Below are 19,431 nucleotides of genomic sequence, written 5' to 3'. Positions count from 1 at the left end.
CCCTCGGCCGCAATAGCGTCACCGCCGTCAGCCGCCTACAAGCGCGCCGCCAGCATGGCCCCCTCGCGGATCGCCCGCTTGGCATCCAGCTCCCCCGCCACCCGCGCCCCGCCGATCAGGTGGAAGCGCAGGCTCTCCGCCGCCTGGCTGATCTGCAACTCGCGCAGCGGCTCCTGGCCGGCGCAGATCACCACGTTGTCCACCTCCAGCCAGCGTTCCTCGCCGTCGACGCGGACCAGCAGGCCGCGCTCGTCGATCTTCAGGTACTCCACCCCGCCGAGCATGCGCACGGCGTTGTGGCGCAGGTGCGCACGATGCACCCAGCCGCTGGTCTTGCCGAGCTGCGCGCCGGGCGCGCCGGGCTTGCGCTGGAGCAGCCATACCTGGCGCGCCGGTCGCGCCACGGCGGGCTCGCGGAGGGCGCCGGGCTGGCTGTTGTCGAGGTCCACGCCCCACTCCGCGAGCCATTCGCCGAGCGCCCGAGGCTGGCCGTCGCTGGGCGCGGCGACGAGGAAGGTGGCGACGTCGAAGCCGATGCCGCCGGCGCCGACGATGGCGACCCGTTCACCCACCGGCGCGCCACGCAGCACGTCCACGTAGCTGAGCACGGTTGGCCCGCCGATGCCGTCGATGCGCGGCCGGCGTGGCTGGATGCCGGTGGCCACCACCACCTCGTCGAACTGGCCATCCAGCTCGCCCTGGCGCACCCGGTGGCCCAGGCGCAGGTCGATGCCGAGGCGCTCCAGGCGCACGCGGAAGTAGCGCAGGGTCTCGTCGAACTCCTCCTTGCCGGGGATCCGCCTGGCCAGGTTGAACTGCCCGCCGATCTCCCCGGTAGCCTCGAACAGGCTGACCCGATGCCCGCGCTCGGCCGCCACGCAGGCGGCGGAGAGCCCGGCGGGGCCGGCGCCGATCACCGCGACGCGCTTCTGCGTGCGCGCCTTGCGGTAGCGCAGTTCGGTCTCGAAGGCCGCGCGCGGATTGACCAGGCAGGTGGCGCGGCGGTTGGCGAAGGCATGGTCGAGGCAGGCCTGGTTGCAGGCGATGCAGGTGTTGATTTCCCCGGCCCGGCCGGCGCCGGCCTTGGCCACGAACTGCGGGTCGGCCAGCAACGGGCGGGCCATCGACACCAGGTCGGCCTTGCCTTCGGCGAGCAGCGCCTCGGCGACCTCCGGGGTATTGATCCGGTTGCTGGCGATCACCGGCACCTTCAGTTCGTGGCGCAGCCGCGCGCTGACCTCGGCGAAGGCTGAGCGCGGTACCGAGGTGACGATGGTCGGCACGCGCGACTCGTGCCAGCCGATGCCGGTGTTGAGCAGGGTGATGCCGGCCTCCTCGAGGGCCAGGGCGATGCGCCGGACCTCCTCCCAGGTATTGCCGCCCTCGACCAGGTCGAGCAGCGACAGGCGGTAGCTGAGGATGAAGCGCTCGCCAACGATCCGGCGGATGCCGCGGACGATTTCCAGCGCCAGGCGCATGCGGTTTTCCAGCGGGCCGCCCCAGGAGTCGTCGCGGCGGTTGGTACGCGGGCAGAGGAACTGGTTGAGCAGGTAGCCCTCGCTGCCCATCACCTCCACCCCGTCGTAGGCGGCGGCCTTGGCCAGCCGGGCACAGCGGACGAAGGCGCGGATGGTTCGGCGGATACCGCGCTCGGTGAGTTCGCGGGGGGTGAACCAACTGATCGGCGACTTGATCGGCGAGGCCGAGACCGCCATCGGGTGGTAGCCGTAGCGCCCGGCGTGGAGGATCTGTAGCAGGATCTTGCCGCCTTCTGCGTGTACCGCTTGGGTCAGGCGGCGGTGGGCCGGCACCTCCAGGGCGCTGGTCAGGCTGCTGCCGAAGGGCAGCAGCCAGCCTTCGCGGCAGGGCGCGAAGCCGCCGCTGACGATCAGCCCGACACCGCCGCGGGCGCGCTCGCGGTAGTAGGCGGCGAGCTTGCCGAAGTCCCACAGGCGATCCTCCAGCCCGGTGTGCATCGAGCCCATCACCACGCGGTTGCGCAGGCGGGTGAAACCCAGGTCGAGCGGCGCCAGCAGGTGCGGGTAGGGAGCGGGGGACAGCGGCGGGTAAGGGGTGCGCATGGCATGGGTCCGGTGGCCTGGGCCTTTTCACCATAAAAAAGATGCGGCCGACGCGGATGCGGCCGGGTTGCCACGACCCGCGGGCAATTCGGTCAAGGCAGATATCGGAAGGCTTGCGGGCGATATGCCGAGCCGTCGCCCGGCGGCCGCTGTTACGCCGCGTAATGGGGGACGCACGCCCCTCGACTCAAGGTCGGCTCGACGCCTCGGTAAGTGCTGGCAATCTGCCGTTCGGCGTCGCTGTGGCGCTCTTGCCAAGCTGACCGTGCAATGCCAGTGGAGTGTCGAGAATGAACAAGAGGGTCAGCCTGTTCGAGAGCAACCCGACCCAGGTCTACCGGCAGCACGCGAATCGTCTTAGGAATATCGGGCTCTGACCCCATGCCCGGGCCGCCCCTGCGACGGCAGCCCGGCACTAGCCATTAGTATAATGGCGCAGTGATATCGTCTGCGTCTCCCGCGCGTCGCGTCCTTCGGACCCGTCCCAATTCGGGATTCCTTGCTGGACAAGGTTTGCCCCGCCGTGTAATGACTCTGGTCAAGGCAGAAAAACCCAGCGTTCGTGTAGGGTTCGCTGCCCCATAGTCGTGCCCGGCTGGCATACGCCGCCAGGCTGGCTATCTTTCAACCAGAGACATCCGGCCATGTCCCGGGTGTCCTTTGCCTGATGCAGGAGATGCACGATGGATATGAACCGTCGGCAATTCTTCAAGGTCTGCGGTATAGGCCTTGGAGGATCGAGCCTTGCGGCGCTCGGAATGGCCCCCACCGAGGCCTTCGCCGACCAGGTCCGCCACTTCAAGCTGGCGCACACGGTCGAGACCCGCAACACCTGTACCTACTGTTCGGTCGGCTGCGGCCTGATCATGTACAGCCAGGGCGACGGCGCCAAGAACGTCGCGCAGAACATCATCCATATCGAGGGCGACGCCGACCATCCGGTCAATCGCGGCACTCTCTGCCCGAAAGGCGCCGGCCTGCTGGACTACATCCACAGCCCGAACCGCCTGAAGTATCCGGAAGTGCGCGAGGCCGGCTCCAGCGAGTGGAAGCGCATCGAGTGGGACGAAGCCCTCGAGCGCATCGCCAAGCTGATGAAGGAAGACCGCGACGCCAACTTCGTCGAGAAGAACGAGCAGGGCCAGACCGTCAACCGCTGGTTGACCACCGGCTTCCTCGCCGCGTCCGCCTCGTCCAACGAGGCCGGCTACATCACCCACAAGGTGATGCGTTCCCTCGGCATCCTGGGATTCGACAACCAGGCGCGTGTCTGACACGGCCCGACGGTGGCAAGTCTTGCCCCGACGTTTGGCCGTGGAGCCATGACCAACCACTGGACCGACATCAAGAATGCCGATCTGGTGCTGATCATGGGCGGCAACGCCGCCGAAGCCCACCCGTGCGGATTCAAATGGGTCACCGAAGCCAAGGCGCACAACAAGGCGCGGCTGCTGGTGGTCGATCCGCGCTTCACCCGTTCCGCCTCGGTCGCCGACTACTACGCGCCGATCCGGACCGGCACCGACATCGCCTTCCTCGGCGGCCTGATCAACTACCTGCTGGAAAACGACAAGATCCAGCATGAATACGTGCGCAACTACACCGACGTCTCGTTCATCGTGAAGGAAGGCTTCAGTTTCGAGGACGGCCTGTTCAACGGCTACGACGCCGAGAAGCGGACCTATCCGGACAAGTCATCCTGGGGCTACGAGATCGGTGAGGACGGCTATGCCAAGGTCGACCCGACCCTGACCCACCCGCGCTGCGTGTTCAACCTGCTCAAGCAGCACTACAGCCGCTACACCCCGGACGTGGTGAGCAACATCTGCGGTACGCCGAAGGACATGATGCTCAAGGTCTGGGCGGAAATCGCCGAGACCTCCAAGCCGGGCAAGGTCATGACCATCATGTACGCCCTGGGCTGGACCCAGCACTCGGTGGGCGCGCAGATGATCCGCACCGGCGCGATGGTCCAGCTGCTGCTGGGCAACATCGGCATGCCCGGCGGCGGCATGAACGCCCTGCGCGGCCACTCCAACATCCAGGGCCTGACCGACCTCGGCCTGCTGTCCAACTCGCTGCCGGGCTACCTGACCCTGGCGATGGACGCCGAGCAGGACTACGACGCCTACATCGCCAAGCGCACGGCCAAGCCGCTGCGCCCGGGACAGCTGTCCTACTGGCAGAACTACGGCAAGTTCCACGTCAGCCTGATGAAGGCCTGGTTCGGCAAGTCGGCGACCAGGGAAAACAACTGGTGCTACGACTGGCTGCCCAAGCTCGACATGCCGGGCGCCGGCTACGACGTGCTGCGCTACTTCGACATGATGTACCAGGGCAAGGTCAACGGTTACTTCTGCCAGGGTTTCAACCCCATCGCCTCGTTCCCCAACAAGGCCAAGGTCGGCGCCGCGCTGGCGCGCCTGAAGTGGATGGTGGTGATGGACCCGCTGGTGACCGAGACCTCGGAGTTCTGGCGCAACGTCGGCGAGTACAACGACGTCGACACCGCCAGCATCAAGACCACCGTGTTCCGCCTGCCCACCTCCTGCTTCGCCGAGGAGGATGGCTCGATCGTCAACAGCGGCCGCTGGTTGCAGTGGCACTGGAAGGGCGCCGAGCCGCCGGGCCAGGCGCGGCCGGACATCGCCATCATGGCCGGGCTGTTCCACCGCCTGCGCGAGATGTACCGCAAGGACGGCGGGGCCTTCCCCGACCCGATCCTCGGCCTCGACTGGTCCTACCTCAAGCCCGACGAGCCGGGCCCGGACGAACTGGCCCGGGAATTCAACGGCAAGGCCCTGAGCGACCTGGTCGACCCGGCCAACGGCATGATCCTGGCCAAGGCCGGCGAGCAGTTGCCGGGCTTCGCCCTGCTGCGCGACGACGGCAGCACGGCGAGCGGCTGCTGGATCTTCGCCGGCTCCTGGACCCAGCAGGGCAACCAGATGGGGCGCCGCGACAACAGCGACCCCTACGGCATGGGCCAGACCCTCGGCTGGGCCTGGGCCTGGCCGGCGAACCGGCGGATCCTCTACAACCGCGCCTCGGCTGACCTCAGCGGCAAGCCGTGGGACCCGGAGAAGAAGCGCCTGGTGTGGTGGAACGGCAAGTCCTGGGGCGGCACCGACGTGCCCGACTACAAGGCCGACGTACCGCCGGAAGCCGGGATGAACCCGTTCATCATGAACCCCGAAGGGGTGGCCCGCCTGTTCGCCGTCGACAAGATGGCCGAAGGCCCGTTCCCCGAGCACTACGAGCCGTTCGAGACGCCGATCGGGGTGAACCCCCTGCACCGCGACAACCGCAAGGCGATCAGCAACCCGGCGGCGCGGGTGTTCAAGAACGACATGGAGCTGTTCGGCACGGCCGACGAGTTCCCCTACGCGGCGACCACCTACCGGCTCACCGAGCACTTCCACTACTGGACCAAGCACTGCCGGCTGAACGCGATCACCCAGCCCGAGCAGTTCGTCGAGATCGGCGAGGCGCTGGCCAAGGAGCTGGGCATCAATGCCGGCGACAAGGTCAAGGTCTCCTCCAACCGCGGCTACATCAAGGCGGTGGCGGTGGTGACCAAGCGCATCCGCCCGCTGCAGGTGGACGGCAAGACCGTGCACCACGTCGGCATCCCGATCCACTGGGGCTTCGCCGGCATGGCGCGCAACGGCTTCCTGGCCAACACCCTGACCCCCTTCGTGGGCGACGGGAACACCCAGACGCCGGAGTTCAAGTCGTTCCTGGTCAACGTGGAAAAGGCGTGAGGTGAAACATGAGTAGTCAGGACATCCACGCCCGCTCCGCGACCACCACGCCGATGCCCTCGGTGCGGAACCAGCAGGAAGTGGCGAAACTGATCGACGTGTCCAAGTGCATCGGCTGCAAGGCCTGCCAGGTCGCCTGCTCGGAATGGAACGAGCTGCGCGACGAGGTCGGCCACAACCACGGCACCTACGACAACCCGCAGGACCTGACGGCCGACTCGTGGACGGTGATGCGCTTCACCGAGCACGAGAACGAGGCCGGCAACCTCGAGTGGCTGATCCGCAAGGACGGCTGCATGCACTGCGCCGAGCCGGGCTGCCTGAAGGCCTGCCCGAGCCCGGGGGCGATCGTGAAGTACGCCAACGGTATCGTCGACTTCAACCAGGACAAGTGCATCGGCTGCGGCTACTGCATCACCGGTTGCCCGTTCGACATCCCACGGATCTCGCAGAAGGACCACAAGGCCTACAAGTGCAGCCTGTGTTCCGACCGCGTCTCGGTGGGCATGGAGCCGGCCTGCGTGAAGACCTGCCCGACCGGCGCCATCGTCTTCGGCAGCAAGGAGGACATGAAGGAGCACGCCGCCGAGCGCATCGTCGACCTGAAGAGCCGCGGCTACGAGAACGCCGGCCTGTACGACCCGGAAGGGGTGGGCGGCACCCACGTGATGTACGTGCTGCACCATGCCGACAAGCCGTCGCTCTACGCCGGCCTCGCCGAGCAGCCGAGCGTCAGTCCGATGGTCAGCCTGTGGAAGGGCGTGACCAAGCCGCTGGCGCTGCTGGCCATGGGTGCCACGGTGCTCGCCGGGTTCTTCCACTACGTGCGCGTCGGCCCCAACCGCGCGGACGACGAGGAAGACCACGGGCAAGCCGAGGCACCGGTGCACCAGGTCGATCCGTCGGTACACACCTTTGACCCGCACGAGCGTCGTTGAGCCTGCGCGCGGGCGCTGCCGCCGGTCCTCCGCGACCCGGCGGCAGCGGCGGCGCTCTCGAGGAGTCGGAAATGAAAAATGAAATCCAGCGCTACAACGCCAACGAGCGCAGCAACCACTGGGCCGTGGCGATCCTGTTCTTCATGGCCGGGCTGTCCGGTCTGGCGTTGTTCCACCCGGCGCTGTTCTGGCTGACCAACCTGTTCGGCGGCGGGCCCTGGACGCGTATCCTGCACCCCTTCCTGGGGCTGGCGATGTTCGTCTTCTTTCTCGGCCTGGTGGTGCGCTTCGCCCATCACAACCGGGTGCAGAAGAGCGATATCCAATGGCTCAGGCAGTGGCGCGACGTGGTCAGCAACCGCGAGGAGAACCTCCCGGAAGTCGGCCGCTACAACGCCGGGCAGAAACTGCTGTTCTGGGTGCTGCTGCTGAGCATGCTGACCCTGTTGGTCACCGGCATCGTGATCTGGCGCCAGTACTTCAGCGCCTGGTTCGGCATCGAGGCGATCCGCCTGTCGGCGCTGCTGCACGCCTTCGCCGCCTTCGTCCTGATCGCCAGCATCATCGTGCACATCTATGCCGGCATCTGGGTCAAGGGCTCGATGGGCGCGATGCTCTACGGCAAGGTCAGCCGCGCCTGGGCGCGCAAGCACCACAACGGCTGGCTGAAGGAAGTCGGCAAGGGCGAGGAGCACTGACGCGTATAGTGTCGCCATCGCCCGACCGGAGGCCCCAGCGATGGGGCCTTTGCATTCATTCCGCGCCCCTCCGGGCGCCCGATCGTTGCGGCGTGGCCCATCGGCCCGCCGGCGCAGACCCGAGGAGTTCCCGTGTCACGCACCATTCTTCAACCGGGGCAGATCGAAGCCGCCGCCAACATTCCCCCGCACCTGCACCAGCCGTCGCGCGACCTGTTCGCCCGCCGTGGCGAGCGCCTGCTGCAACTGGCCGATGGGCACCCGATGGGCGACTACCTGCGCCTGGTCGCCGGTCTCTGCCAGCTCCAGCAGGCGCTGCTGGACAACCCGCCGGCGCTGGCCCCGCTCGATCCCGAGCGCCTGCGCAAGAGTCGCGAGCACGGCATGCCGCCGCTGGCCTATGACCTGCTGGTGCGCGAAGGCGCCTGGCTGCCCTGGCTGGATGCCCTGCTCGCGGGCTACCCGGCGCCGGCCAACGCCGCCGTCGGCGCGGCACTCGAACAATTGCGCGAAGCCGACGAAGGCCAGCGCAAGGCCTGGGCCATCGCCCTGCTCAGCGGTCAGTTCGACCTCCTGCCGGCGGCCCTGGTGCCGTTCCTCGGCGCCGCCCTGCAGGTAGCCTGGAGCCACTGGCTGCTGGGGCTGGAGGAGGGCGCGGTGGTCGAGACCGAGAGCCGGACCCTGTGCCCCGCCTGCGGCTCGCCGCCGATGGCCGGGATGATCCGCCAGGGCGGCAAGGAAACCGGCCTGCGCTACCTGAGCTGCTCGCTGTGCGCCTGCGAATGGCACTACGTGCGGATCAAGTGCAGCCACTGCGAGGAAAGCAAGCACCTGGCCTACCTGTCCCTGGAGCATGACGGGCAGCCGGCGGAAAAGGCCGTGCTGCGCGCCGAGACCTGCCCCGGTTGCCAGGGCTACCTGAAGCAGTTCTACCTGGAATTCGACCGTCACGCCGATGCTCTCGCCGACGACCTGGCCAGCCTGGCGCTGGACATGCGCCTGGCCGAGGATGGCTACCTGCGGCGTTCGCCCAACCTTCTGCTGGCCCCCGGCGGCGAATAGCCGAAGGCGCTGCGGGCCCGCGCCGACGCGTCTATGATGGGCGTGTCGGTGGCCCCTTCCCTGTGGATAAGGTTTCTCCATGAGTTCCGTTCGCTTGCCTTCGGTCGACCGCCTGCTGCGTAGCGCGGCGGCCGCTCCCCTGCACCAGCGCTACGGCCGCGAGGCGCTGCTGGCGACCCTCCGCGACCTGCTCGACGAACTGCGCGAGCCGGCTCGCCAGGGCGCCCTCGCCGCGATCGAGCTGAGCGAGGCGGTGCTCGCCGGCCGTGCCGGCGAACGCCTCGCCGCGCAGCATGCCAGCCGCGTGCGGCGGGTGTTCAACCTGACCGGCACGGTGTTGCATACCAACCTCGGCCGGGCCCTGTTGCCGGACGAGGCCATCGAGGCGATCACCCTCGCCGCGCGCTACCCGCTGAACCTGGAGTTCGACCTGGCCAGCGGCAAGCGTGGCGACCGCGACGACCTGATCACCGGACTGATCCGCGAGCTCACCGGCGCCGAGGCGGTCACCGTGGTCAACAACAACGCCGCGGCGGTGCTGCTGGCGCTGAACAGCCTGGGGGCGCGCAAGGAAGGGATCATCTCGCGCGGCGAGCTGATCGAGATCGGCGGCGCCTTCCGCATTCCCGACATCATGACCCGCGCCGGCGTGCGCCTGCACGAGGTGGGCACCACCAACCGCACCCACGCCCGGGACTACGAAGCCGCCATCGGCCCGCGCAGCGGCCTGCTGATGCGCGTGCACACCAGCAACTACAGCGTCCAGGGCTTCACCGCCAGCGTGCCCACCGCGCAACTGGCGGCCATCGCCCATGGCCACGGCCTGCCGCTGCTGGAAGATCTCGGCAGCGGCACCCTGGTGGACCTGACCCGCTGGGGCCTGCCCAAGGAACCGACGGTGCAGGAAGCCCTGGCCGACGGCGCCGACATCGTCACCTTCAGCGGCGACAAATTGCTCGGCGGGCCCCAGGCCGGGCTGATCCTCGGCAACCGCGAACTGGTCGGACGGATCAAGAAGAACCCGCTCAAGCGCGCCCTGCGCGTCGACAAGCTGACCCTCGCCGCCCTCGAGGCGGTGCTCGGCCTGTACCGCGATCCCGATCGCCTCGCCGAACGCCTGACCACCCTGCGCCTGCTCAGCCGCCCGGCGGCGGAGATCCGCGCCCAGGCCGAGCGGCTGGCGCCGGCGCTGGCCGAAGCGCTCGGCGAGGACTGGGAGGTCGCCGTGGTCGACGCCCTGGGCATGATCGGCAGCGGCGCGCAGCCGGTGGCGCGGCTGGCCAGCGCCGCGCTGTGCCTGCGTCCGAGGCAGCCCAGGCGCCTGCGCGGACGCACCCTGCGCAACCTCGAGGAAGCCCTGCGCGGCCTGCCGCTGCCGGTGATCGGCCGGCTCGACGACGACGCCCTCTGGCTCGACCTGCGCCAGCTCGACGACGAGCCGGCGTTCCGCGCCCAGTTGCCGCGGCTGCGGGGCGAACTGTCGTGATCGTCGGCACCGCCGGGCATATCGACCACGGCAAGACCTCGCTGCTGCGCGCCCTCACTGGGATCGAGGGCGACCGCCGTCCGGCCGAGCGCCAGCGCGGCATCACCATCGACCTCGGCTATCTGTACGCCGACCTCGGCGATGGCAGCCCCACCGGTTTCATCGACGTGCCCGGCCACGAGCGCTTCGTCCACAACATGCTGGCCGGCGCCAGCGGCATCGATTGCGTGCTGCTGGTGGTGGCCGCCGACGACGGCCTGATGCCGCAGACCCGCGAGCATCTGGCGATCGTCGAGCTGCTCGGTATCCGCCGGGCACTGGTGGCGCTGACCAAGATCGACCGGGTCGAGCCGCAGCGGGTGCAGCAGGTGCAGATCCAGGTCGAGCACCTGCTGGCCTCCGGACCGCTGGCGCGCTCGCCGATCTTTCCGCTCTCCAGCAGCAGCGGTGAGGGCGTGGCGGCGTTGCGCGAGGCTCTGCGCGGGCTTGCCGGCGAAGTCCGCGAGCGCGGCCGCGAAGGGTATTTCCGGCTGGCGGTGGACCGGGCCTTCAGCGTCGCCGGCAGCGGCATCGTGGTCACCGGCACGGCCTTCTCCGGACAGGTCGCGGTGGGCGACGAACTGCTCCTCGGCAACGCCGGGCGGCCGGTGCGGGTGCGCGGTCTGCACGCGCAGAACCGGCCCGCGCAACAGGCCTGGGCCGGCCAGCGCGTGGCCCTGAACATCGCCGGCGAGCGCCTCGCGCTGGAGCAGGTCCAGCGCGGCGACTGGCTGCTGCAGGCAGCGCTGCACGCGCCGACCACGCGGGTCGACATCGACTTTCGCCTGCTCCCCGACGAACTCCGCGACTTCACCCACTGGACCCCGGTGCACCTGCACCTGGGGACCCAGGACGTCACCGGGCGCCTGGCCCTGCTCGAGGGCGAGCAACTGGAGCCTGGCCATCGCGCCTTCGCCCAACTGGTGCTGAACGCGCCGATCCAGGCCCTGCACGGCGATCGCCTGGTGCTGCGCGACCAGTCGGCGCAGCGCACCCTCGGCGGCGGACGGGTGCTCGACAGCGCCGCGCCGGCGCGCAACCGGCGAACCCCGGCGCGTCTGGCGCAACTCCAGGCGCTGCGCCAGGATAGCCTGGAGGAGGCGCTGCCGACCCTGCTCGGCGCCGCCGAGAACGGCCTCGATCCGCAACGCCTGGTGCAACTGTTCAACCGCCCGCGCGAGCACTGGCGGCTGCCGGAGGAGATGGTCGAGGTACAGACCCGCCTCGGCCCGCGGCTGTTCGCCGGCGAGCGCTGGTTCGCCCTGGTCGAGCGACTGCTCGCCGGCCTGCGGCGCTTCCATGAGGAATTGCCGGACGAACTCGGCCCAGACCGCGACCGCCTGCGCCGCTATGCCCTGCCGCAGCTCGAGCGGCCGGTGTTCATCGCCCTGCTGGAGGCCGCCTTGGCCGGCGGCGACGTGCACAGCAGCGGCCCCTGGCTGCACCTGCCCGGCCACGAGGTACGCCTGAGCGACAGCGAGGAACAGTTGCGCGCGCGCCTCTGGCCATTGCTCGAAGCCGGCCGCTACGACCCGCCCTGGGTCCGCGACCTGGCTCGCGAGCTGGGCCAGGACGAAGCCGCCATGCGCCACCTGTTGCGCAAGCTGGCGCGCCTGGGCCAGGTGCAGCAGGTGGTGCGCGACCTGTTTTACCCGGAGGCCACCCTGCGCCAGTTGGCCGGGATCGCCCTGCAGGTGCGCGACCCGTCCGGGCTGATCCGTCCGGCGGAGTTCCGCGACCGCCTGGGTATCGGCCGCAAGCGCAGCATCCAGATCCTTGAGCATTTCGACCGCATCGGCCTGACCCGCCGCATCGGCAATGACCGCCGCCTGCGCGAGGGCTCGGCGCTGGCCGAACAATTGCTCGGCGGTGTCTCGCCCTGAGTCTCAGGGGCCGACGCGCTGCCCTTGGCTCAGGCACTCGATGAACAGCGCGAACAGTTCCGACTGCGAGCCGACTTCCAGCTTGGCGTAGAGTTTCTTCCGGTGCATGCGCACCATCTCTGGGGAGGTGTCCATCAGCCGCGCGCTGGATTTCGCCGAGCGGCCGCTGAGTAGCGGCTGGCAGGCCTCGCGTTCGCGGACGGTGAGCACGCCGCGACCGAAGCCGCGCAGCACTTCCTGAGGGCGCGCAGCTCAAGCTGCTCGCGATGCTCGCCCGGGGCGTCGGCGGCCTGCACTACGGCTGGAACCATGGCTTCGCCGACGATTTCAGCCTGGACTCCATCGTCCCGCCCTCGCCGGGCCAGGTGGCCGCGCTGGGAGTGATGGTCTACGGCATCATGGGGACCGAGCTGGCCTGTTGCAGCGCCGCGGTATCCCGCGCGCGGTGCTGACCTCCGGGCTGATCGTCGGCGCCTTCAATATCTTCGGCACCCTCGGCGTGCTGGCCGCGGTACCGGCCGAGGAAACCGACGTCACCCGGATCTTCGCCACACCCTCTTCACCAACATGGAGCATGGGCACCAACCGTGCCGCGGTGGAAGCGGCCAAGGCCTGCGAGCTGCCGGCGCTGTTCGGCGTGGTCCATCCGCGGCATGGCACGCCGATCGACTCGGCGGTACTGGCCTGTGAGCATCGTCCTGCTCCTGCTCTACGGCCTGGTGGCGCACACTGCCGAGGAACTGCTCTGGACTTCGCTGTCGATCTTCGCATGGTCTTCATGATGCCCTACGTGCTGATGTGCCTGGCCTTCGTCCGCCTGCGCCGCGCCGACCCGCGCCCACGGCCCTGCCGGATGCCGCTGGGCGATCGCCTGGCCAGTCTCTGGGCGCTGTTCGTCGCGCTGCATGTGCTGGCCGGCATCGGCTTGTCCGTCGTCGCCCCCGGCGCGCCGATGGACTGGGCCTACGCCGGCAAGATCGTCGGCGGCGTGGCGCTGGTCATGGCGGCGGACCAGCTGCTGATCCGCCAGGCGGCGCGAAGGCGCGGCGGGGTGGCTCTGCGCGGTGCCTACGGTTGAGGAGCGGCCCTGTCGCAACACTGCCGATGGCGTTAATGTGCCGTTAATGCCCTTGGTGGGTAATGGGTCGCAGCGCAACACGGAGGAGGTCGTCATGTCCGAACGAGAGCACTGGCAACGGGTATACGAGAGCAAGCCGTCCGACGCGGTGAGCTGGTTCCAGGCCAAGGCCACGCTGTCCCTCGACCTGATCCGGCATATCGGCGCGCCCCGCGAGGCGGCGATCATCGATGTCGGTGGCGGCGCCTCGACCTTGGTCGACGGCCTGCTCGCCGATGGCTTCGGCGACCTGACGGTGCTCGACCTCTCCGACGCCGCCCTGCGCGTCGCCCGCAACCGCCTCGGCGCGCGCGGCGAAGAGGTGCGCTGGATCGCCGGCGACATCACCGCCGTCGACCTGCCGGAAGCCACCTACGATGTCTGGCACGACCGCGCCGTGTTCCACTTCCTTACCACTGCCGAAGCCCGCCGCGCCTACGTGCGTCAGGTGATGAAGGCGGTTCGCCACGGCGGCCACGTGATCGTCGCCACCTTCGCCGCCGACGGCCCGACCGAATGCAGCGGCCTGCCGGTCATGCGCTACGACGCCGACGAACTGCACGCCGAGTTCGGCTCCGCCTTCCAGCTCACCGAGCACCGCGACGAACACCACGTCACTCCCGCCGGCCGGGTCCAGCACTTCGTCTACTGCCATTGCCTGAAACGCCTGTGAAGTGCTCCGAGGCTGGGCTACGCTCTGCTCGCCCGGCCATGCGAACGACTTTCCATGACATCCGGCATTTCTTCTTCGGACGCTGGCCTGATAAGCTCCCGCCTCGAAGAAAACTTCTTGCAAATCAAAGAGGAAGGCAATCACGCCCGGTGGCGTGGCCGGACTTCAAATCCGGTGGGGGACGGCAGCCGTTCCTGGGTGGGTTCGACTCCCACTGCCTTCCGCCATATCCCCCTTCCACAGCCCTTGCCGCTCTAGGCTTCCAGCGTTTCCGCCGGTGTCGAAAAATCCGTCGTGTCGAAGAAGTGTCGAAAGTCTTTCAGCGGGCCGAGTCTGATCACGTCTTGCAGGAAGTCCGGGGCGAGGTGCGCATACCGCATGGTCATGGTCAGCGACGAGTGCCCGAGAATCTTTTGCAGGGTCAGGATATTGCCGCCGTTCATCATGAAGTGCGAGGCGAACGTGTGGCGGAGCACATGCGATTTCTGCCCACGGGGGAGGGCGACGCCGGACATCTTCACGGCGAAGTCGAAGCTGTCGCGGCAGTTGGAGAACTTGCCGTAGCGGCGCAGGTGCGAGTGCAGGCGTTGTTCCAGTTCTGGAGGTATCGGGACCGAGCGGCGACGCTTTGACTTCGTGTTAACGAACTGCACCGCTCCATCCCGGACCCGATCCAGGGTCAGCCCTTGAGCTTCACCCCAGCGGCAACCGGTAGCCAGACAGACCAGGGCGACGGGTTCCACATGAGGCGTCTTGCAATGTTCCCGGAGGGCACGGAACAGCGTTTCTATCTGCTGGCGGGTCAGGTAGGTCAACTCTCGATCTTGCAGCTTGATCGCCTTCACCTTGGCCAGCGGGTCTGGATAGTCGATTTCACCCAACTGGTGCAGTTCGTTGAACAGCGACCGCAGGTAGCCCAGTTCGTTGTTCAAGGTCTTGCCGCTGATGCCTGACGCAAGGCGTCTGGCCCGATACTCGGTGAAGATGTTCCCGGTTACCACCGAGCCTATGGGGTCGCCCATGCGTTCCGCCATCTTGCGCAGCACCAGGGAACGACGGTCAGCGTCCGTCAGGGCGTGGCCGTGGAGTAACGTCCAACGGGTCACCAACTCAGACAGGCGTCGACGATCCTTCGGCCTTGGTGTCCAGGCCGGGTTTTCAATGGTCCTTTGCCGCACGGTGGCTTCGAACCGCTGGGCTTCGCCCTTGGTCTTGAAACGCTTCCTAAAACGCTTGCCCTTGATCGGTTCAACGTCGGCCAGCCAGCGGCCATCCTCAAGCTTGGTGATCGCCATCAGATAGCGTATCCGCGCCGTAGATACCGATCACACATCAGCTTGTGTATATGCCTTTCCAGATCGCGACGAGTCCAACCCTTGGCGAGATAGTGGTCTTCGATAACGTGCCAGAACTCCAGTTTGCGGGCGGACTCAATAGCCTTTTTTGCAGGAATGCGCTCCCGCGCAATCAGGCTGATGAACTGGCCGAGGAACATCTCGCAGTTACGCCCACTGAATCCCTTGGCGGTCTTGTAATAGCGCCGGTACTCGGTGCGCTCGATCAGCGGATCGCACTCGACTTGGACGCGGGCGTCCTGGCTGATCAGGCTCCAGAACGGATCGTAGACCGCCGTCCGGCTCAGCAACTTGAAGCTTTCACAGGCGTAGTTCCACAGTCCTTGCAGGTGCGGGCAAAGCCCCTCATAGGTGCGGCAGCCAATGACCTCCCCCGAGGCCATACGCGAGCCTTCGGAGAACTGCTGGACGATGGAGTGATGGAAGCGGAATTCGAGCCGCCACACCGTTTCCAGGGGGTTATAGGCCGGGTCACCATCGCCGAACGGATCCCCGTTCAGGGTGGCCCACACGCTTTCCCAATAGTCGAGCTTGTCGGTGGCCCGAGCCTGGAGGGTCTTGTTATAGATCGATAGTTGCAGGCCGTTGGCCGAGCCGAACATGTACGTCTCGCCACGCCCGTAGACCGAGGCGTTGCCGTCGAATTCGATCCGCTCGATCCCGCTGATTTGCCGCACCCGACGCGAGCGGCAATGCATGCGATCCACCAGATCGCGAGGCGGTTTCCAGCCTTGTACGTCCAGGGCGATATGCACAGCGGCTTGGTTGGTCTCGCAGTGGCTCAGCACGGCAGCGGCCAAGTCATCCAGCACGCCCTGGAGGATATGCGGGTCGGCACCGTCGAGGGCATGGGGCGACACCTCGATCTTGAGGTGCGAGCCAAGGGTATCGACCTTGATGTTGTGATTCTTGATCAGCAGGATCAGCCCCAATTCTGCGTTCTGCAGACGGTACTGATAGCCGGAGTCGCGACCGATGCGGCCCTTGGACCATTCGTAGCCGGCGAACTCGACCACATCCACCGAGAGGTCAAACAGCGCCATGACTTCCGGCCGGAGCTTGCCGTTGTACAACTGCCGCACCGTGTCCACGCCGCAACGCAGGATCCGCACGCCTGACAGGTCGGTGAACGCCCCCGTCATGGAATCAACGAAGAGCCGTCCCTTGGGGGAGTCCAGCAGTTGTCCGTCGGGTTGCAGCAGGAGGCGGTTTTGATGGGTCACTTTCTTCATGGTTTCACCTAACAATGTCCATTAATGTCCAAATCGCGGGGTGCTTATCTGACGTGTTACAGGGGCGTCGGCCGGCCCCGCCGTGGCGCTTGCTCACTCCGAGACGAGCCGTTCGCGCGCGCCCCGGCCAGGCCGGCTACAGCGGCCATACCGGCCCCGTCGGCGTCACCGCCACCGCGAAGAAAAAGCCCGCCAGATAGGCCAGGAACGCCAGCCCCAGTGCGGCGAAATAGCTTGTCCAGTTCATCGGCTCCCCCTCAGTTGATCGAGCGCGGCAAGCGGCTGGTGTCAGGAACCACCGTCACCCGCACGGCGGCGCCGTTCGCGGCGGCGGGCGGTACGTTCGGCGCGGCGGTCTGAGCCGGCGGCGCATTGCCCAAGGCGCTACGCCCGGCGCAGGCGGCATAGCCGGACCAACCGCCCTTGAAGCTCAGTTCCGCGGCGCAGTTGCCCCGCGGCACCACGGCATAGCCGGTGTCGGTCAGGTCGCGATCGGTAAGAGTGAATTCGCTGCCGTCCTGGCCCCGGACGGCGAACAGATAGGTGCGGCGCCCGGAGGCGGACAGCAGGGTTGCCTTGACGATGAAGTCGCGGCCGGCGAAGGGATGGCCTACAGGAGCAGCACCCGGAACGCCTGGGTGCCCAGGTACATCATCAGCAGCATCAGGACCAGCCGCACCAGTAGCACGCGCAGCACCCACAGCAGGACCGGCTTGAGCAGGCGCAGCAGTTCCAGCAGCAGGCGGCGATACAGGGTCGCCCATGAGCAAACGAGGGCCGCCGTCATAAACCACAGACCCAATAGCAAGGGCCGGAATTGCCATGAATAGAAGAATCTTAGGTTGTCTAAAAAGGCTCTTGCCGGCGATGGTGTCGGTGACGGAGCCGGTGGCTGTCGATTCATAGAGGGCGAAGGTCTCCTGGCGGATTTTCTTGATCTCGACGATCACGTCGCGGGCCGGCGGTTTGTTGTCCTGCGCCGAGTGCTGGCTTTCCTTGTAGCGGCCCCGAATGCCGATGACGGCGAGGTTGGAGTGCAGATAGGCCTTTTCCGCCGTCATGCGGATGTCGTCGCGGATATAGGCGATGTTCGGCGTGGTGAGGATGATGTCCCAGTTGAAATGCCGGTGCCGGGTCCAGGCATCCAGCCAGCCCATGGGCCGCCCGGCTGCCTTGGCCGCTTCCGGGCCGTCCGGGAAGTCGAAGCGCTTGAGGTCGGCTTCGCGCCAGGACTTCAGAAAGATCAGTTGGGTTTCGTCGAAGATGATGAACGCGCCACGCGGCGCCCACATGAACCAGGTGCGCATCTTTTCCATGTCTTCCAGGTCCTCGAGGTCGAGGTTGATGACGTCGCAGCTGGAGGGCGTCTCCGGCATCACTTGGAAGATCCGTTCGCGGGTCAGGCCGCGCACATTGGTGATGATGACGCGGCCCTTCTTGATCGCGGGGATCAAGTCATCTTGGATCGCGCCGGAGGTCTTGTAGGAGCCGTTCGGGCCGTGATGAATCTTGATCGCCATGTCACTTACCTATGAAGGGGATGAAGGACATGGAGAAGCGCGTACCAATGGCGGCGAAGATCATGTTCACCGCGTCCGGCAGGCCGAAGAACGCCAGCAGCGAGCGCAGGTCGCCGTCCAGGGACGAGTAATAGGACGTGATGGTCGAGCCGATACCAATGCCGCCGACGACTTCGCGGAACGCCTTGTAGCCGATTTCCGCGACGAACAATTGCATCTCGAACCAGCCCTTGATGGCCATCTTGGTCAGCAGGACAAAGGCGTCGGTGACGAAGTCATAGACACCGCTGTAGAGGAAGTCCCAGAGGGATTGCATCCAGGCGAGAATGTCGGAGAGAAAGGGAATGTCCATGGCGTTTCCTCAGGAGCGATAGAAAACGATCCATCCGGCCAGGATCGCGGCGATGAACAGCAACACGTAGCGGATGACGGAGAGTTCTTGGGCGTACTGGGTGAGGCAGACGTCGTAGCGCTGACCGAGAGCGGTAAAGTCCCAACACGTCAGGGAGCCGCCGCCGGTGCCCAGGTGAATATCGAACTTGGAAGCGAGGACGCTTTCGAACTTGCCTTGCAGTTCCTGGAAGTCCTTTTGCGCCTTGGCGATGGCGTCGTCGTATTCCTTGATGGTTTTGTCGAAGGAGCCTTGCTTCGGCTCTTTCAGGCCTCCCCCGCCGGAGCCGTCGCCGCCATCGCCACCGGTCCCGCCGCTGGAGCCGGACCCGTCGCCATCGCCGCCGCTACTGCCGTCACCGCCGGGCGTGGTGCCGCAGTCACTGCCAACATGGCCCTGACAGGGGTTGTTACCGCCACCGCCCCCACCGCCGCCGCCACCACTGGAGCCGTCATCGCCACCGCCGTTACCGGGCTTGGTGCCGCCATCGCTTCCACCGTCGCCGCCGGGCGGGTTGCTGCCACCGTCGCCCCCTGTGCCGCCGTCCCCACCCGGAGGCGGACCGTCACCCGGGCCCACGTCGCAGCCAAAGGCACAGGAGCCATTGGAGGTGAACCAGTTACCGGTGAACGAGCCGATGACCTTGCAGTACGTCGCGCCGGCTTGACCCTCAGCGGGGCCGATACAACCGTCAATCGAACTGACGGCGATCTCGCAGCCGAGGTAGTTGATGAAGCGGGAGATCGGCGCTTGATGGGATTTTTCGTAGAGCGAGCCGGCCAGGATTTCGCACTTGTTTTCCTTGCACTCGCCGGTCTCTTTATTGAAGTCCGTGCCTTCCGGGCAACTGTCGCCGGTCAATATAGCGGTCGACGTCTGCCAAGTGATTCCACCAGTACCCGAAACATTGCACTGAACTTCCTTGTAGCTCAGTTTGTTGATTTCCTTTAGCCAGTTGGCCGACGTGTTATCGAAGTAGTACTGGCATGCCGCCGTATAGGATGGAAAGAAGGCCGTGGGATTTCCGGGGATGGAAATCTTCCATTGGTAGAAGTCCGCGTGGGCCGCCGATGAGAGCACCAGGGCGAAAATGAGTAGTACGAAGCGAGGCATAAAAAAGGGGCCTTTCGGCCCCTCCTCCTGTCACTGATACTGGCCGATTTTCAATCCCGTCAGCAGCGCGGACGCCATG

Annotated in this window: 15 protein-coding genes, 1 tRNA gene and 2 pseudogenes; 11 read left to right on the top strand and 7 right to left on the bottom strand. The window is 66.8% G+C overall.

The annotated features are described in order from the left end of the window. Positions 1-35 precede the first annotated feature (35 nt). The gene (locus B7D75_RS25035) at positions 36-2,081 is read right to left on the bottom strand and encodes an NADPH-dependent 2,4-dienoyl-CoA reductase (RefSeq protein WP_107114527.1); all 2,046 of its coding nucleotides are present in this window, start codon (positions 2,079-2,081) and stop codon (positions 36-38) included. A 299-nt stretch (positions 2,082-2,380) separates the two neighbouring features. On the opposite strand from B7D75_RS25035, the pseudogene B7D75_RS29860 reads away from it, so the two are divergent. The 7 genes and pseudogenes from B7D75_RS29860 to selB all read left to right on the top strand — a co-directional run. Continuing rightward, positions 2,381-2,458, top strand: a pseudogene (locus B7D75_RS29860) (hypothetical protein); the annotation flags it as partial. 306 nt (positions 2,459-2,764) lie between these two features. After that, the gene (gene fdnG, locus B7D75_RS25030; RefSeq protein WP_079262212.1) at positions 2,765-5,845 is read left to right on the top strand and encodes a formate dehydrogenase-N subunit alpha; all 3,081 of its coding nucleotides are present in this window, start codon (positions 2,765-2,767) and stop codon (positions 5,843-5,845) included. An 8-nt stretch (positions 5,846-5,853) separates the two neighbouring features. Continuing rightward, positions 5,854-6,783, top strand: coding sequence for a formate dehydrogenase subunit beta (fdxH, locus tag B7D75_RS25025; protein ID WP_003155442.1), 930 nt, complete (start codon positions 5,854-5,856; stop codon positions 6,781-6,783). Positions 6,784-6,854: 71 nt separating this feature from the next. Further along, a complete protein-coding gene (locus B7D75_RS25020; protein ID WP_003155443.1) occupies positions 6,855-7,481 on the top strand; it encodes a formate dehydrogenase subunit gamma in 627 nt (208 codons plus the stop codon). A 132-nt stretch (positions 7,482-7,613) separates the two neighbouring features. Next, on the top strand, positions 7,614-8,543 hold the full coding sequence (gene fdhE / locus B7D75_RS25015; protein ID WP_012077531.1) for a formate dehydrogenase accessory protein FdhE: 930 nt from the start codon (positions 7,614-7,616) through the stop codon (positions 8,541-8,543). Positions 8,544-8,622: 79 nt separating this feature from the next. Further along, positions 8,623-10,029 carry an L-seryl-tRNA(Sec) selenium transferase gene (gene selA / locus B7D75_RS25010; RefSeq protein WP_058136710.1) on the top strand — a complete coding sequence of 469 codons (1,407 nt, stop codon included), beginning with the start codon at positions 8,623-8,625 and terminating at the stop codon, positions 10,027-10,029. Next, positions 10,026-11,951 (top strand): selenocysteine-specific translation elongation factor, encoded by a 1,926-nt coding sequence (gene selB, locus B7D75_RS25005; protein WP_107114526.1) that lies wholly within the window; start codon positions 10,026-10,028, stop codon positions 11,949-11,951. The genes selA and selB overlap by 4 nt, the downstream gene beginning before the upstream one ends. Before the next feature lie 3 nt (positions 11,952-11,954). Here selB and B7D75_RS25000 read toward each other — a convergent pair. Beyond that, positions 11,955-12,203: pseudogene (locus B7D75_RS25000) on the bottom strand (helix-turn-helix transcriptional regulator); the annotation flags it as partial. Positions 12,204-12,217: 14 nt separating this feature from the next. On the opposite strand from B7D75_RS25000, the gene B7D75_RS29615 reads away from it, so the two are divergent. From B7D75_RS29615 to B7D75_RS24985, 4 genes are all read left to right on the top strand, one after another. Next, a complete protein-coding gene (locus B7D75_RS29615; RefSeq protein ID WP_034081540.1) occupies positions 12,218-12,403 on the top strand; it encodes a hypothetical protein in 186 nt (61 codons plus the stop codon). Next, complete coding sequence (locus B7D75_RS24995; protein ID WP_185269346.1) at positions 12,370-13,029, top strand: APC family permease; 660 nt, start codon at positions 12,370-12,372, stop codon at positions 13,027-13,029. The genes B7D75_RS29615 and B7D75_RS24995 overlap by 34 nt, the downstream gene beginning before the upstream one ends. A 94-nt stretch (positions 13,030-13,123) precedes the next feature. Next, the gene (locus B7D75_RS24990; RefSeq protein WP_034081542.1) at positions 13,124-13,741 is read left to right on the top strand and encodes a class I SAM-dependent methyltransferase; all 618 of its coding nucleotides are present in this window, start codon (positions 13,124-13,126) and stop codon (positions 13,739-13,741) included. Between the two features lie 131 nt (positions 13,742-13,872). Beyond that, positions 13,873-13,968: transfer RNA gene (locus B7D75_RS24985), tRNA-Sec, on the top strand. A 27-nt stretch (positions 13,969-13,995) separates the two neighbouring features. Here the strand turns inward: B7D75_RS24985 and B7D75_RS24980 are convergent. The 5 genes from B7D75_RS24980 to B7D75_RS29855 all read right to left on the bottom strand — a co-directional run bounded on the left by B7D75_RS24980 (position 13,996) and on the right by B7D75_RS29855 (position 19,352). Continuing rightward, positions 13,996-15,036: a phage integrase gene (locus B7D75_RS24980; protein ID WP_016264131.1), complete on the bottom strand. Its 1,041-nt coding sequence runs from the start codon at positions 15,034-15,036 to the stop codon at positions 13,996-13,998. Then, positions 15,036-16,328 carry a hypothetical protein gene (locus tag B7D75_RS24975; RefSeq protein ID WP_012614376.1) on the bottom strand — a complete coding sequence of 431 codons (1,293 nt, stop codon included), beginning with the start codon at positions 16,326-16,328 and terminating at the stop codon, positions 15,036-15,038. Before B7D75_RS24975 ends, B7D75_RS24980 begins: the two co-directional genes overlap by 1 nt. Positions 16,329-16,585: 257 nt before the next feature. Next, positions 16,586-17,848 (bottom strand): zonular occludens toxin domain-containing protein, encoded by a 1,263-nt coding sequence (locus B7D75_RS24970; protein ID WP_107114524.1) that lies wholly within the window; start codon positions 17,846-17,848, stop codon positions 16,586-16,588. Position 17,849: 1 nt separating this feature from the next. Next, positions 17,850-18,200, bottom strand: coding sequence for a DUF2523 family protein (locus B7D75_RS24965; RefSeq protein WP_003159569.1), 351 nt, complete (start codon positions 18,198-18,200; stop codon positions 17,850-17,852). 9 nt (positions 18,201-18,209) lie between these two features. Beyond that, the gene (locus B7D75_RS29855; RefSeq protein ID WP_239481358.1) at positions 18,210-19,352 is read right to left on the bottom strand and encodes a hypothetical protein; all 1,143 of its coding nucleotides are present in this window, start codon (positions 19,350-19,352) and stop codon (positions 18,210-18,212) included. Positions 19,353-19,431 lie beyond the last annotated feature (79 nt).

The sequence above is a fragment of the Pseudomonas paraeruginosa genome (assembly GCF_003025345.2).
GTDB lineage: Bacteria > Pseudomonadota > Gammaproteobacteria > Pseudomonadales > Pseudomonadaceae > Pseudomonas > Pseudomonas paraeruginosa.
The sequence above is the reverse complement of the archived record's forward strand: the minus strand, read 5'-3'. Positions and strand labels throughout refer to the sequence as shown.

Coding starts and splice junctions, on each gene's coding strand:
- B7D75_RS29855 (WP_239481358.1), bottom strand. CDS start 19,352: ATGCCTCGCTTCGTACTACTCATTTTCGCCCTGGTGCTCTCATCGGCG.
- selA (WP_058136710.1), top strand. CDS start 8,623: ATGAGTTCCGTTCGCTTGCCTTCGGTCGACCGCCTGCTGCGTAGCGCG.
- B7D75_RS24965 (WP_003159569.1), bottom strand. CDS start 18,200: ATGGACATTCCCTTTCTCTCCGACATTCTCGCCTGGATGCAATCCCTC.
- B7D75_RS25020 (WP_003155443.1), top strand. CDS start 6,855: ATGAAAAATGAAATCCAGCGCTACAACGCCAACGAGCGCAGCAACCAC.
- B7D75_RS24970 (WP_107114524.1), bottom strand. CDS start 17,848: ATGGCGATCAAGATTCATCACGGCCCGAACGGCTCCTACAAGACCTCC.
- B7D75_RS24975 (WP_012614376.1), bottom strand. CDS start 16,328: ATGAAGAAAGTGACCCATCAAAACCGCCTCCTGCTGCAACCCGACGGA.
- B7D75_RS24980 (WP_016264131.1), bottom strand. CDS start 15,036: ATGGCGATCACCAAGCTTGAGGATGGCCGCTGGCTGGCCGACGTTGAA.
- B7D75_RS29615 (WP_034081540.1), top strand. CDS start 12,218: ATGCTCGCCCGGGGCGTCGGCGGCCTGCACTACGGCTGGAACCATGGC.
- B7D75_RS24990 (WP_034081542.1), top strand. CDS start 13,124: ATGTCCGAACGAGAGCACTGGCAACGGGTATACGAGAGCAAGCCGTCC.
- fdxH (WP_003155442.1), top strand. CDS start 5,854: ATGAGTAGTCAGGACATCCACGCCCGCTCCGCGACCACCACGCCGATG.
- B7D75_RS25035 (WP_107114527.1), bottom strand. CDS start 2,081: ATGCGCACCCCTTACCCGCCGCTGTCCCCCGCTCCCTACCCGCACCTG.